This is a genomic window from Amycolatopsis coloradensis (assembly GCF_037997115.1).
GTDB lineage: Bacteria > Actinomycetota > Actinomycetes > Mycobacteriales > Pseudonocardiaceae > Amycolatopsis > Amycolatopsis coloradensis_A.
Genome location: NZ_CP150484.1, coordinates 31,166 through 45,823 on the forward strand (window position 1 = coordinate 31,166; position 14,658 = coordinate 45,823).

At 69.5% G+C, this 14,658-nt stretch carries 3 protein-coding genes and 1 pseudogene; all 4 read left to right on the forward strand.

The window, feature by feature from the left end; genetic code table 11:
- The first annotated feature begins 1,301 nt into the window (after positions 1 to 1,301).
- Entirely contained in the window at positions 1,302 to 2,099 is a 798-nt protein-coding gene (locus LCL61_RS00140) for a winged helix-turn-helix transcriptional regulator (RefSeq protein WP_340684939.1), read from the forward strand.
- A gap of 117 nt (positions 2,100 to 2,216) precedes the next feature.
- Complete coding sequence (locus LCL61_RS00145) at positions 2,217 to 3,056, forward strand: prephenate dehydrogenase (protein WP_340684940.1); 840 nt, start codon at positions 2,217 to 2,219, stop codon at positions 3,054 to 3,056.
- Between the two features lie 265 nt (positions 3,057 to 3,321).
- Positions 3,322 to 5,268, forward strand: a complete 1,947-nt coding sequence (locus tag LCL61_RS00150; RefSeq protein ID WP_340684941.1) for an ABC transporter ATP-binding protein — start codon at positions 3,322 to 3,324, stop codon at positions 5,266 to 5,268.
- A gap of 56 nt (positions 5,269 to 5,324) precedes the next feature.
- A pseudogene (locus LCL61_RS42525) lies at positions 5,325 to 14,608 on the forward strand (amino acid adenylation domain-containing protein).
- The last annotated feature ends 50 nt before the right edge of the window (positions 14,609 to 14,658 follow it).

Consider the following 14,658-nt stretch of genomic DNA (forward strand, 5'->3'; position numbering starts at 1 on the left):
TTCCCTCGGCTCAGCCGAGGGAAGGGGGCCTTCACACGCTTCGGGGTTTGTGAAGGCACTCTCGCGGCGACAATTGCCGCGAACACCATTTCATCCTATGAATGTCCGTGCGGGGGCCGGACGGTGTGGTCCGTCCCGCGTGGTGATCGGGGGAGGTCGAACGCTGTCCTTTTCCTGTCCTGTGCGCACGAAACCTCCTTCCGGTGGATCGGTGGACGGCGCCGCCGACCATGACGGCACGGACGAACCGGGGCCGGCTTCCAGCCTGCCACGCTTCGCTTTGCTCGCGGGTGATCCCGGCCGGGTGAGATTCCGCCCGGACCGTGGGACGCGGGCTCGGCCGTTCGTGTGAACAAGTGTCGAAGAACGGAACATGAACCGCCGGTGCTGTGATCATCCGGAGAGAAGACGAGCCGCGCGAACGGCCTAACAAGACCTGCGAACAGGCTAACCGGACGACCGGGAACAAGGCTTGTACGCGGGCCCTTTACTTATGTTCGCCAAACGAGTCAATACGGCATGCGGAGTTCCGGATATTGATCTTGGACCCCCTGTTCACTACGAAAATCACACTGTTCGTCAATTGCCGACATGGATTGTTCATGCCATGCTGCACAGGTGTGCATCAGCTGGGGCTGACATGGTGTGCACGCTTTGCTGGGGACAGAGGGGGTGCGTCGGTGACTCGCGACCACGAGGCAAACCAAAGACTTCACTCGCCGATCCTCTGAACCGAGCAGGTATGGAGTCATAAGATCGGACATGTCCGGGACCTGGCGCTGAAGCGGGTGTCGGTTTCGTCAGGCTGACCAAGTGTCGGTCCTGCCGGGCCGAAGCCGTCGAGCGTTCGTCTCGCAGATCGCCGTCGGGGCGATGGGAGGATGCCGTTCAGCTTCGGTAGTTCGTCGGAATACGCGCCAACGGTCAGCTGGGAGACCGTCGAGGCGGGCCGCCGCATGCGGTTCTGCCTGTGGCGCTTGAGGGTTCCTCACCGTCGAGGACATCCCGCCCTGCGGCCGAGGCCGGCGTCGGACGGGTTCATGGTGTCCAAGCACCGAAGCCGAGCAGTTGGACGGTGGGGTTTCCGTGCCGTGTCTGAAAGTTGCTGAATCAACAGATTCAATGGGGGCTAGGTGGATCCGACGAGAGTTGACTTGTCCGCTCTCCCTGTCGTCGAAATCGAGCTGTCGAGACTGTCCACTGCTTGTTCGCCGCGAACTTCGGGCGAGGATCCAGAGCATGTCGAGACACTGTTGTCGGCGGAGTGGGAGCTACCGCCCATTCTCGTTCACCGACCGACGATGCAGGTGGTCGATGGCCTGCACCGGCTGAAGGCGGCACGAGTACGAGGCGATACGAAAATCTCCGCGAGGTTCATCGACGGCGCCGAGTCCGACGCCTTCGTTCTCGCGGTGGAAGCGAACATCCGGCACGGTCTGCCGCTTTCCCTGGCGGATCGGAAACGGGCGGCCGTCCAGATCATCGGGACACATCCGCAGTGGTCCGATCGGCGGGTGGCTTCGGCGACCGGCATTTCCGCGGGAACCGTGGCGGACCTGCGCAGGCGGGGCGGCGAAGGCGGAAATGGCGCCAGGATCGGGCGGGACGGGCGGATCCGGCCCGTCGACAGCTCGGAGCGGCGGAAGCTCGCCGCCGATCTGATCCGCAACGATCCCGGTCTTTCACTGCGTCAGGTGGCCAAGCAGGTCGGCATCTCCCCGGAGACGGTCCGGGACGTACGCGGCAGGCTGGAGCGTGGGGAAAGCCCGACCCCGGACGGGAGCAGGAGACTGCGCACGAAGCCGGATCCGTTGAGCCTGACGGAAACCGACCTCGGTCACTCGCTGGACCGGGAACGGCTCACCGTGCTGGAGCGGCTCAAGGCCGACCCGGCGCTGCGGTTGAGCGAGGTCGGCCGGATCCTGTTGCGCATGCTCGCCATGCACTCCATGGACGGGCAGGAATGGGAACGGATCCTGCACGGTGTCCCGCCGCACCTGTACGGCGTGGTCGCCGGATTCGCCAGGGATCACGCCCGGGTCTGGGCGGGGTTCGCGGATCACCTGGAGAGCCGGGCGACCGATCTGGCCGCACGGTGATCGCGTAACCCGAAGAGGACTTTTCCGCATCTCACGCGGAAAAGTCCTCTTCGTTTTCCGCGCGGTGCCCAGGCCCTGCGGCTCGACATCGCCGGGAGAGCGGCCTAAGAAGTAGCTGTGACCATCGAGAAGGCGCTCGTCGTCGGCACCGGCCTGATCGGCACGTCGGCCGCGTTGTCCCTGCGGGAAAAGGGTGTCACGGTCCATCTCACCGACATCGACGAACACGCCGTACGAGTGGCGCGGGAGCTCGGCGCCGGCCGCGAATGGACCGGTGAGGAAGTGGATCTGGCGGTGATCGCCGTCCCGCCGCACCTCGTGGGGGAGCGGCTGGCCGCACTCCAGAAGCAGGGCGCGGCGCGGGCGTACACCGACGTCGCCAGCGTCAAAGCCGGTCCGATCGCCGACGCGGAGCGGCTCGGCTGCGACCTGATCTCCTACGTGCCAGGGCATCCGCTCGCGGGACGGGAGCGATCGGGTCCGGCCGCGGCCCGCACCGGCCTGTTCGCGGGCCGTCCGTGGGCGCTGTGCCCCGGCGTCGAAACCGGCGCCGAGGCACTACGGCTGACCTGCGAACTGGTGTCGCTGTGCGGGGCCGAGGCCGTCACCGTCGGCGCGGCCGAGCACGACTCGGCGGTGGCGCTGGTGTCGCACGCCCCGCACGTGGCCGCCTCGGCGGTGGCGGCGAGCCTGGCGAACGGCGACGACGTCGCTTTGCGCCTCGCCGGGCAGGGGTTGCGTGACGTCACCCGCATCGCGGCCGGAAATCCTTTGCTGTGGCGGAAGATCCTCGCCGGGAACGCGCTGCCGGTGGCGGCGGTCCTCGACCGGATCGCGGCCGATCTCGCCGCGGCGGCCTCGGCGCTGCGGGCGGGCGACCTGGACGACGTGACGGATCTGCTGCGGCGCGGGGTGGACGGCCACGGCCGGATCCCCGCCGGTCCGGCCGGGCGATAGCGGGGTGAAGGCGTCCTTCACCGCGTCTGATGCGGTGATGGGCCCCTTCGGCCCACGTCGGTCGTGAGGGAGGCCTGCCCGCGTGTCGCGAAAGCCACTTTCGGGACATCAGACGTCGCGAAAGTGGCTTTCGCGACACGGCCACCGAGCGGACTGCGTCCTTTGTGGACAAACAGACCGGAGATGTTCCCGGGACCACTCGTGGACATCGACACGATTCAGCACGATTGAACTCGCCGACTTCGTGCGTGAGAGGGATGCCCAAATGGAAGTAATGTTGCGCTTCGGGGCGTCGCCCAAGAGCGATGACGACCCCGATCCCTGGTCGAACCGGGTCCGTCCGGGGACGGTGCGCAGAGTCCTCGCGTATTTCCGCCCCCACGTCGGCAAGGTGGCGATCTTCGTCCTCATCGCCGCGATGGAGGCGTTCGTCGTCGTCGCGACTCCGTTGCTGATGAAGGAGCTCATCGACGGCGGCATCCTGAAGAACGACTTCGGGGTCGTCATCCTGATGGCGGTCCTGACCGCCGGCCTCGCCGTGGCGGGCGCGCTGCTGTCGCTGTTGTCCGCCTACGTCTCCGCGAAGATCGGGGAGGGGGTCACCTACGACCTCCGGGTGCAGGCCCTCGATCACGTCCGGCGGCTGCCGATCGCGTTCTTCACCCGCACCCAGACCGGGGTGCTGGTCGGCAGGCTGCACACCGAGCTCATCATGGCGCAGCAGGCGTTCGGTCATCTGCTGATGGCGGCCACCAGCGTGGTCACCGTCCTGCTCGTGCTGGCCGAGCTGTTCTACCTGTCCTGGCTGGTCGCCGTGGTCACGCTGGTGCTGGTCCCGCTGTTCGTCATTCCCTGGATCTGGGTGGGGCGGATCATCCAGCGCCGCACCGGAACGCTGATGGAGACGAACGCCGGGCTCGGCGGGCTCCTCCACGAGCGGTTCAACGTCCAGGGCGCGATGCTCTCGAAGCTCTTCGGCCGCCCGGACGAGGAGATGGCCGACTACCGCAAGCGTGCCGGGAAGATCCGCAACATCGGCGTGAGCATCTCCATCTGGGCCCGGATGTCCTTCGCCATGATGGCGCTGATGGCGTCGATCGCCACGGCGGTCGTCTACGGGGTCGGCGGCGGGCTCGTGATCGAGGGGGCGTTCCAGCTCGGGACGCTCATCGCCATCGCCACCCTGCTGGGGCGGCTGTTCGGGCCGATCACCCAGCTGTCCGGGCTGCAGGAGACCGCGCAGACCGTGGTGGTGAGCTTCGCGCGGATCTTCGAGCTGCTCGATCTCAAGCCACTGATCCAGGAGCGCCCGGACGCGAAGGAACTCGAGAAGAGCAAGGCGCCGGGGATCGAGTTCGACGACGTGGTGTTCCGCTATCCCACCGCGGACGAGGTCTCGCTGGCTTCGCTGGAGCACCTGCGGACCAAGCGGGAGAACGGGGACAAGACGGCGGACGTCCTGCGCGGCATCAGCTTCGAGGCGCCCGCCGGGACCCTCACCGCGCTCGTCGGCCCGTCCGGCGCGGGGAAGAGCACCATCACGCATCTGGTCTCCCGGCTGTACGACCCGAACGCCGGCGCGGTCCGCTTCGACGGGCACGATCTGCGCGACCTGTCCTTCGACTCGATCCGCGGCACGGTCGGGGTGGTCAGCCAGGACGCCTACCTCTTCCACGACACGATCCGGGAGAACCTGCTCTACGCCCGTCCGACCGCCACCGAGGAAGAGCTGGTCGAAGCCTGCAAAGGGGCGCAGATCTGGGACCTGATCCAGTCGCTGCCCCGCGGGTTCGACACCGTCACCGGGGACCGCGGCTACCGCATGTCCGGTGGGGAGAAGCAGCGCCTGGCCATCGCCCGGTTGCTGCTGAAGGCGCCGACAGTCGTCGTGCTCGACGAGGCCACCGCACATCTGGACTCCGAGTCGGAGGCGGCCGTCCAGCGGGCGCTCAAGACCGCGCTGCGCGATCGGACGTCGCTGGTGATCGCGCACCGGTTGTCCACGATCCGCGAGGCCGACCAGATCCTCGTGATCGACGGCGGAACGGTCCGTGAACGCGGGACGCACGACGAGTTGCTGGCCAGGGGCGGGCTGTATTCGGAGCTCTACCACACGCAGTTCGCCAGGCCGGAGCACAACGCGCCCAAGCCGGAACCCGAGGAAGACGAGTTCGACGAAGAGCCGCTGGACACCGTGGTCTACGGAGGATGACGATGAGTTCCGCAGCGCAGGCCGCACCGACGGTGCTCGATCTCTTCGCCAGGCAGGTGGGCCGGGCGCCCGGCTCGGTGGCCGTGGCCGACGGGGACCGGCTCCTCACTTATCGGGAGCTCGACGAGCTGGCGGGCAGGCTGTCCGGCCGGTTGGTCGCCAGGGGCGCCCGCCGGGTCGCGGTGATGCTGGACCGCTCGGCGGATCTGCTGGTGGCGCTCCTCGCCGTCTGGAAGGCGGGCGCGGCGTACGTGCCGGTGGACGCCTCGTATCCCGCGGCGCGGGTGGCGTTCATGGTCGCGGATTCGGGTGCGTCCCTGATGCTGTGCTCGGCCGCGACGCGCGACAGCGTCCCGGACGGGATCGAGGCGATCGTCGTCACGGACGAAGCGGGTGACGTCGCGGTCGCTCCGGCGAGCCCGGAGGACCTGGCGTACGTGATGTACACGTCCGGCTCGACGGGCAAGCCGAAGGGCGTCGCCGTCCCGCATTCCAGCGTCGCGGACCTGGTGGGCGATCCCGGCTGGGCGATGGAACCCGACGACGCGGTCCTCATGCACGCGCCGCATTCCTTCGACGCGTCCCTGTGCGAGATCTGGGTGCCGCTGGTGTCGGGTGCCCGGGTGGTGATCGCCGCGCCGGGGCCGGTGGACGCCCGCCGGCTGCGGGAGGCGGTCGCGGCCGGGGTGACGCGGGCGCATCTCACCGCGGGCAGTTTCCGTGCGGTGGCGGAGGAAGCGCCGGAGTCGTTCGCGGGGCTGCGCGAGATCCTGACCGGCGGGGACCTGGTGCCCGCGCACGCGGTGGACCGGGTGCGCCACGCCGCGCCCGGCGCGCGGATCCGGCATCTGTACGGGCCGACGGAAACGACGCTGTGCGCCACGTGGCACGTGCTCGAACCGGAGGACGACCCGGTGCCGGTGCTGCCGATCGGGCGTCCGCTCGCCGGACGGCAGGCCCGGGTGCTGGACGACTCGCTGCGGCCGGTCGCCCCGGACGTGGTCGGCGAGCTGTACCTGTCCGGTGCCGGGCTGGCCGACGGCTACCTCGACCGGGCCGGGCTGACGGCGGAGCGGTTCGTGGCGGATCCGTTCGCGCCGGGCAAGAGGATGTACCGCACCGGTGACCTCGCGAAGTGGACACCGGATGGCGAACTGTTCTTCGCGGGCCGCGTCGACGACCAGGTGAAGATCCGCGGGTTCCGGATCGAACCCGGTGAGGTCGAAGCCGCGATGACCGCCCAGCCGGACGTCCACGAGGCCGTCGTGGTGCCGATCGACGGCCGCCTGATCGGTTACGTGGTGGCGGACGTGGATCCCGCGCTCGTTCGCGAGCGGCTTCAGGCGGTCCTGCCCGACTACCTGGTCCCGGCCGTGGTGATGGCGGTGGCCGCGCTGCCGCTGACCGGCAACGGCAAGGTGGACCGGGCGGCGTTGCCCGCACCCGATTTCACGGCGAAGGCCGACGGACGGGAACCCGCCACCGAGGCGGAGCGTGTCCTTTGTGGACTGTTCGCCGAGGTGCTCGGCATCGAGCGGGCGGGTGTCGACGACGGCTTCTTCGAGCTGGGCGGGGATTCGATCCTCGCGGTGCGCGTCGCGGCCCGGGCGGCGAAGGCCGGTCTGCTGGTGACGCCGTCGCAGATCTTCGGCGAGCGGACTCCCGCGCGGCTGGCCGCGGTGGCGGGCGCCGTGGAGGACCGGCCCGTCGACGGCCCCCTGGTCGAGCTGACCGCGGAAGACGAGACGGAACTGGCGGCCGCGGTCCCCGACGCCGTCGAGGTCTGGCCGCTGGCGCCGCTTCAGGCGGGTCTGCTCTTCCAGACGACCCTCGACGACCAGGGCCCCGACATCTACCAGACCCAGTGGATCGTGGAGCTGACCGGGCCGCTGGACGTGGCCAGGCTGCGGTCGACGTGGGAGGCGGTCTTCGCCCGGCATCCCGAACTCCGGCTGACCTTCCACCGGCTCGCGTCGGGCAAGGCGGTGCAGGCCGTCGCCGGACGCGTCGAGCTGCCGTGGCGCGAGGTCGACCTGACCGGCGCGAGCGATGTCGAAGAGGCTGTCAAGGCGCTGTCCGTGGAGGAACAGCGGGACCGGTTCGACCTCGCCAAGGCGCCGTTGTTCCGGCTCGTGCTGATCAAGACCGGCGAGGACCGGCATCGACTGCTGGTCGTCAACCACCACATCCTGACCGACGGGTGGTCGGTGGCGGTGATCCTCAACGAGGTGTCGGCGGCCTATACCTCCGGTGGCTTCCCGGACCGGACGGCCGCCTCGTACCGCGACTATCTGGCGTGGTTGGACAGGCAGGACAAGGACGCGGCGCGGGCGGCCTGGCAGGCGGAGCTGTCGGACATCGACGTGCCCGCGCTCGTCGCCAAGTCGGACTCCGCGACGGACTACGACTACCGCGTCACCCATCTGGCGTCGGAGCTCTACACCCGGCTGACCGCGTTCGCCCGCGACCACGGGCTGACGCTCAACACGGTGGTGCAGGGCGCGTGGGCGCTGGTGCTGGCGCGGCTCGCGCGGCGAACCGACGTCGTGTTCGGCACCACGGTCGCCTGCCGTCCCGCCGAACTCCCTGGCGTCGAGTCGATGCCGGGACTGATGATGAACACGATCCCGGTGCGGGTCTCGCTGGACGGAAAGCAGTCCGTTGTGGACATGCTCACCGCTCTCCAGCGGCGCCAGGTCGAGCTGATGCCGCATCAGCATCTGGGGCTGACGGAGATCCAGAAGACGGCCGGACCCGGCGCGATGTTCGACACGCTGCTGGTGTTCGAGAACTACCCGCGGGACTTCGCCGACCAGTTCTCGTATCTGGGCACGGTCGAGGGCACCCACTACCCGGTGACGGTCGGGGTGATCCCGGGCGAGGAGTTCCGGATCCAGCTCGCCTACTGGCGCGGGCAGATCGACGAGGCCGTCGCCGACTCCCTGCTGGACTGGTTCGCCGGAGCCCTCGGCGCGATCGTCGAGGATCCGTCCGCGCTCGTCGGACGGACCGGGATGGGCGAGATCCCGTTGCCCCGCTGGGCACCCGCGCTGATCGACGGCGAGCCGCTGCCGGAGCTGATCGGGCGGATGGCGGCCGAGCGGCCGGACGCGGTGGCGGTCACGGACGGCGAAGGCGACCTGACCTACGCGGAACTGTGGGACCGGGCGACGAGGTTCGCCGCCGTGCTGCGGGCGGCGGGCGTCGACCGGGAGCGCCGCGTCGGACTGGTGGCCGGACGGTCCGCGTGGTGGCTGATCGGGATGCTCGGGGTGTCACTGGCGGGCGGCGTCTTCGTCCCGGTGGATCCCGCGTACCCGGCCGAGCGGGTGAAGCTGATCTTCGGCAGCTCGGATCCGATGCTGGTGGTGTGTCAGGGAAAGACGCGCGACGCGGTGCCGGAGGAGTTCGCGGACCGGCTCGTGGTGCTCGACGAGCTGGGCCTTTCGGCGGCCCCGGACGTGGTCTTGCCGAAGGTGGGGATGCGCGACGCGGCGTACGTGATCTACACGTCGGGATCGACGGGAACCCCGAAGGGCGTGATCGTCACTTACTCGGGCCTGGGCAACCTGGCGATGGCGCATATCGAACGCCTGGCCGTGACGCCGTCGTCCCGCGTCCTGCAGTTCGCGGCGCTCGGCTTCGACACCATCGTGTCCGAGGTGATGATGGCGTTGCTTTCCGGGGCGACGCTGGTGATGCCGCCGGACGAGGATCTGCCGCCGCAGGCGTCGTTGAGCGACACGCTGGAGCGGTGGGACGTCACGCACGTGAAGGCTCCGCCGTCGGTGCTGGCCACCGTCGACGTTTTCCCGGCCGGGGTCGAGACGGTGACCGCGGCGGGAGAGCTCTGCCCGCCGGGACTGGTGGACCGGCTCTCGGCCGACCGCCGGATGCTCAACGCCTACGGGCCCACCGAGACCACGATCTGCGCGACGGTGAGCATGCCGCTGGCGCCGCACGGCGAGGTGATCCCGTTCGGCGGGCCGATCGCCGGGGTGCGCGGCTATCTGCTGGACGCGTTCCTGCGCCCGTTGCCGCGCGGCGTCGTCGGCGAGTTGTATCTGGCGGGAATCGGTGTGGCGCGGGGGTATCTGGGTCGCGCGGCGCTGACGTCGGAGCGGTTCGTCGCGGATCCGTTCGTGCCCGGCGAGCGGATGTACCGGACCGGCGACCTAGCCTACTGGACGGACGAGGACGAGCTGGTGTCCGCCGGCCGGGCCGACGACCAGGTGAAGATCCGCGGGTTCCGGGTCGAGCCGCGCGAGATCGAATTCGCGCTGTCCGACAACCCTCGGGTCACGCAGGCCACGGTGACGGTTCGCCAAGGGCGTCTGGTCGCCTACGTGTCGCCGGGCGACGTCGACCCGGAGGCGCTGCGGACCGAACTCGCCGAGCGGATGCCGGCGTACATGGTGCCCGCGGCGGTGATGGCGCTGGACGTCCTGCCGCTGACCGCGCACGGGAAGATCGACCGGAAAGCGTTGCCCGAACCGGATTTCTCGTCGAAGACGGTCGGCAGGGAGCCGGCGACCGAGGCCGAGCGGATCCTGTGCGAGGTCTTCGCCGAGGTGCTCGGGCTGGCGCGGGTCGGGGTCGAGGACAGTTTCTTCGAGCTGGGCGGAGATTCGATCTCGTCCATGCAGGTCGCGTCCCGAGCGCGTCGCGACGGCATCTCGCTGACCCCGAAGCAGGTGTTCGAACACCGGACTCCGGAACGGCTCGCGCAGCTGGTGGCGCTGGCGCCGCGGCAGGAATCGGGCAGGGCCACCGATGGCATCGGTGAAGTCGAGCTGACGCCGGTGATGCGGCTGTTCGGGGACGGCGTCGCGGCGCCGGGCTTCGCGCAGTGGATGGTCCTGGGCGCCCCGGCGGATCTGACGGAAGAAACGTTGACAGCCGGGCTCTCGGCGGTGCTGGACACGCACGACATGCTGCGGGCACGGGTAGTCGACGGACGGCTGCTGGTCGGCGAGCGCGGCGCTCCCGCGACCTTTACCCGGGTGAAGGTCGAGGGCCCGCTGGACGAGTCCGCCGCGGCGAGGGAGGCCGTCGCGCGGCTGGATCCCGCCGCGGGCGTGGTCGTCCAAATCGTGTGGTTGGACGCCGGAGCGGACCGGGTGGGCCGTCTGATCGTGGTGGCGCATCACCTCGTGGTCGACGGGGTCTCGTGGCGAGTCCTGGCGTCGGATCTGCGAGCGGCGTGCGAAGCCGTCGCCGCCGGCCGGAAACCCGGACTGGAGCCGGTGGCGGTGTCGTTCCGCCGATGGGCGGGTCTGCTCCAGGAGTGGGCGGTCTCCGCCGAGCGGGTCGCGGAACTCCCGGCGTGGCAAGCGATTCTCGGGCACGAGGAAAAGCCCGGACGTGCCCCGGCGGGGAAGGTGCGCTCGAAGTCATGGGTGGTGCCTTCGGCTCAGACGTCGGTGCTGGCCGGGCGGGCGCCGGTGGTGTTCCACTGCGGCGTGCACGAGGTCCTGCTGGCCGGGCTCGCGGGAGCGGTGGCCCGGTGGAGTGCGTCAGACTCGGTGCTGGTGGACGTCGAGGGCCATGGTCGTCATCCGGCCGAGGGAATGGACCTGTCCAGGACGGTGGGCTGGTTCACCAGCACACATCCGGTGCGGCTCGACGTCTCGGGGATCGATTTGGCCGGGGTGCTCGCCGGTGACGCGGCGGCCGGGACCTTGCTGAAGGCGGTGAAGGAACAGTCGCGCGCGGTGCCCGGCGACGGGCTCGGGTACGGGTTGCTGCGCCATCTCAACGCCGAGACTGAGCCGCTGCTGGCGGCGCTGCCGTCGGCGCGCATCGGGTTCAACTACCTCGGCCGGTTCGCCGCCGGTGAGAGTGGCGATGTGCGGGCGTGGCAGCAGGTCGGCGAGATCGGCGGCTCGATCGACGCGGACATGCGGCTGCCGCACGCACTCGACGTCAACGTGATCGTCCAGGACCTGCCGGACGGGCCGGAACTGATCCTCATGCTCGAATGGTCGGACGACGTGTTCGACGAAGCCGGAATCGCACGACTGGTCCAGGAGTTGCTGGACGTGTTGTCCGGACTGGCTTCCCAAGCGGAAGACCCCGCCGCGGGCGGGCACACCGCATCCGATTTCGGTCTCCTCGAATTGGACCAGGACGAGATCGAGAGCTTCGAAGCATTGGCAGCGGAACTCAGCGAAGGCCGGGCATCGTGAACACTTCGACGACAACTTCTGGATCGGCGCTGGCCGAGGTCTGGCCGCTTTCCCCGATGCAGGCGGGCATGCTCTACCACGCCTCCTTGGACGACGAGGCGCCCGACATCCACCTCATCCAGCAGTCGCAGATCATCGACGGGCCCTTGGACACGGAGCGATTCCGGAGATCCTGGGAGATCGTCCTCGCCAGGCACGCGGCGCTCCGGGCGAGCTTCCAGCGGCGGAAGAACGGCGAGACGATTCAGCTCATTCCCCGGGACGTCAAGCTTCCGTGGGCCGAACGCGATCTGTCCGATCTGTCAGAACCCGACGCACTGGCCGAGGTGAGCGCGATCGCGGAGAAGGAGCGCTCCACGCGGTTCGACCTCACGCGGCCGCCGTTGCTGCGGCTGATGCTGATCCGGCTCGGCCCGGACAAGCACTGCCTCGTGACCACGAGCCATCACCTGCTCATCGACGGCTGGTCGCGGGCGCTCATCGAGGCGGATCTCCTGGAGATCTATGCGACGGGTAGCGTCGCGCGTGCCCCTGGTTCCTACGGGAATTACCTCGCCTGGCTGGGAAAGCAGGACAAGGAGGCGGCCAAGGCGGCGTGGCGCGCGGAGCTGGACGGGGCCGACGGAACGTCGCTCGGGCTTCCCGAAACTCCCGGAAAGGCGCATGGGCTGCCGTCGAGCGAGGTGGTCCGCCATTCGCCGGAGTTCACCTCCGCGCTGGCCGAGTTCGCCCGCCGCAACGGATTGACGTTCAACACGCTTGTGCAAGGCGCGTGGTCGCTGGTGCTGGCGAGGCTGGCGCGCCGTCAGGACGTCGTGTTCGGCGCGGTGGTCTCCGGGCGGCCCGCCGAACTGCCCGGCGCGGAGCAGACCGTGGGGCTGTTCATCAACACCGTGCCGGTGCGGGTGCGGCTGGACGCCCGCCGGCCGGTCCTGCGCATGCTCACGGAACTGCAGGGGCGGCAGTCGGAGATGATGGCGCACCACCATCTCGGCCTGCCGGAGATCCAGAAGCTGGGCGAGGCGGGTTTCGACACGATCGTCGTGTTCGAGAACTACGCCGACCCGGCAGCTGACTCGCCGTCCGCGCTCAGCCTGACTCTGCGGGACTTCAACCAGGCGACGCCGTATGCGATGACCCTCGGCGTGATGCCGGGCGAAAGCCTGGAGATCGAACTGCAGTATCACGCGGACGTCGTCGAGGCCTCGGTCGCCAAGGCGGCGCTGGACGGGCTCACCTTGGTGCTGGAGCGGATCATCGCGGAACCGGGGACGCCGGTCGGCAGGCTGGACGTACTGGACGAGGCCGGCCGCGCGCTGGTGGTCGAGCGCTGGAACGAAACGGACGACATCGTCGACGCGTCGTCGGCGGTGGAGCTGTTCGGCCGCCAGGTGGAACGGACTCCGCACGCGACGGCGATCGTGGCCGCGGACCGGGAGTATTCGTTCGCGGAACTCGACGAATGGTCCGGCAAGCTCGCGACGGTGCTGACCGCGCGAGGTGTGCGGCGTGGTGACCGCGTCGGGGTCGTGGTCGAACGGTCGGCGGAACTGCTGGCGGCCTGGCTCGCGGTGTGGAAGGCCGGCGCGGTGTACGTGCCGATCGATCCGGACTATCCGGCCGAGCGGGTCGCGTTCATGCTGGAGGATTCCTCGGCGGCCGCGGTGGTGTGCCGCGCCGGGACCGCGACGCCGTCCGGGTATCCGCGGATCGTCGTGGACGACCCGGTCGAGGGCGAGGCGTCCCTGGTCCCGGTCGGGGCGGACGACCTGGCGTACGTGATGTACACGTCCGGCTCGACAGGAACGCCGAAGGGCGTGGCCGTCTCCCACGGTGGCGTCGCGGCGCTGCTGGGCTACCAGGTGTGGGACCTGCACCCGGGTGACGCGGTGCTGATGCACGCGCCGCACACGTTCGACCCGGCGTTGTACGAGGTCCTGGTGCCGCTCGTGGCTGGCGCGCGGGTGATCCTCGCCGGTCCGGGCGTGATCGACGCGGACACCCTCGCCGCGCACGCGGCGCGAGGCCTCACGTCGGTGAACTTCACCGCCGGCCAGTTCCGCGCGCTGGTGCAGGAGAAACCGGACTGTTTCGCGGGGCTGCGTTACTTCCAGACCGGCGGGGACGTGGTGCCGCTCGGTGCGGTCGAGCGGGTGCGGCAGGCGTGTCCGGACCTGCGTGTCCTGCACACCTACGGCCCTACCGAGACGACGTTCTGCGCGTCGTGGAAGGTGATCAGGCCCGGCGACGAGCTGGGCTCGACGCTGCCGATCGGCAAACCGCATCCGGGGCGGCGGCTGTACGTGCTGGACGTCTTCCTGCGGCCGCTGCCGCCGGGAGTCGCGGGCGACCTGTACATCGCGGGCGCCGGGGTGGCGCACGGTTACCTCGGTCGTACCGCGTTGACGGCCGAACGGTTCGTCGCCGATCCCTTCACGCCTGGCGAGCGGATGTACCGCACCGGGGACCTGGCGTACTGGAACGACGAGGGTGAGCTGGTCTTCGCCGGACGCGCGGACACCCAGGTCAAGATTCGCGGCTATCGCGTGGAACCGGGCGAGGTCGAGGCGGTGCTGGCGGACCAGCCGGGCGTCGACCAGGCGGTGGTGGCGGTCCGCGACGGACGGCTGATCGGCTACATCGTGTCCGGCGCCGGGGTGGACCCGGTGCGGCTGCGCGACCGGATCGCCGGGCTACTGCCGGAGTACATGGTGCCGTCGGTGGTGATGGCGCTGGCCGCGCTGCCGGTGAACGCGAACGGGAAGGTCGACCGGAAAGCGTTGCCGGAGCCCGATTTCAGCGGGCATATCGCCGGCAGGGAACCGGTCACGGAGATCGAGCGGCTGCTGTGCGAACTCTTCGCCGAGATGCTCGGGCTGGACCGGGTGGGCGCGGACGACAGCTTCTTCGAGCTGGGCGGGGATTCGATCGTCTCGATGCAGCTGGCGGCGCGGGCCCGGCGTGAGGGGATGACCTTCGGCGCGCGGGAGGTGTTCGAGTACCGGACACCGGCGGGGCTCGCGTCGTTCGTCGAGCTGGGGGAGGAGCCGGACGAGGTCCCCGCGGCGCGGAAACCCGCCGCCGACTTCGAACTGGTCGACATGGGGAAGGACGAGATCGAGGAACTCGAGTCCGAGTTCGACACCGTGTAAGGGCTCGCTTTTCGCTTTGGGGTCGTGAGTGGCGTTTCGGGTTCTTACCC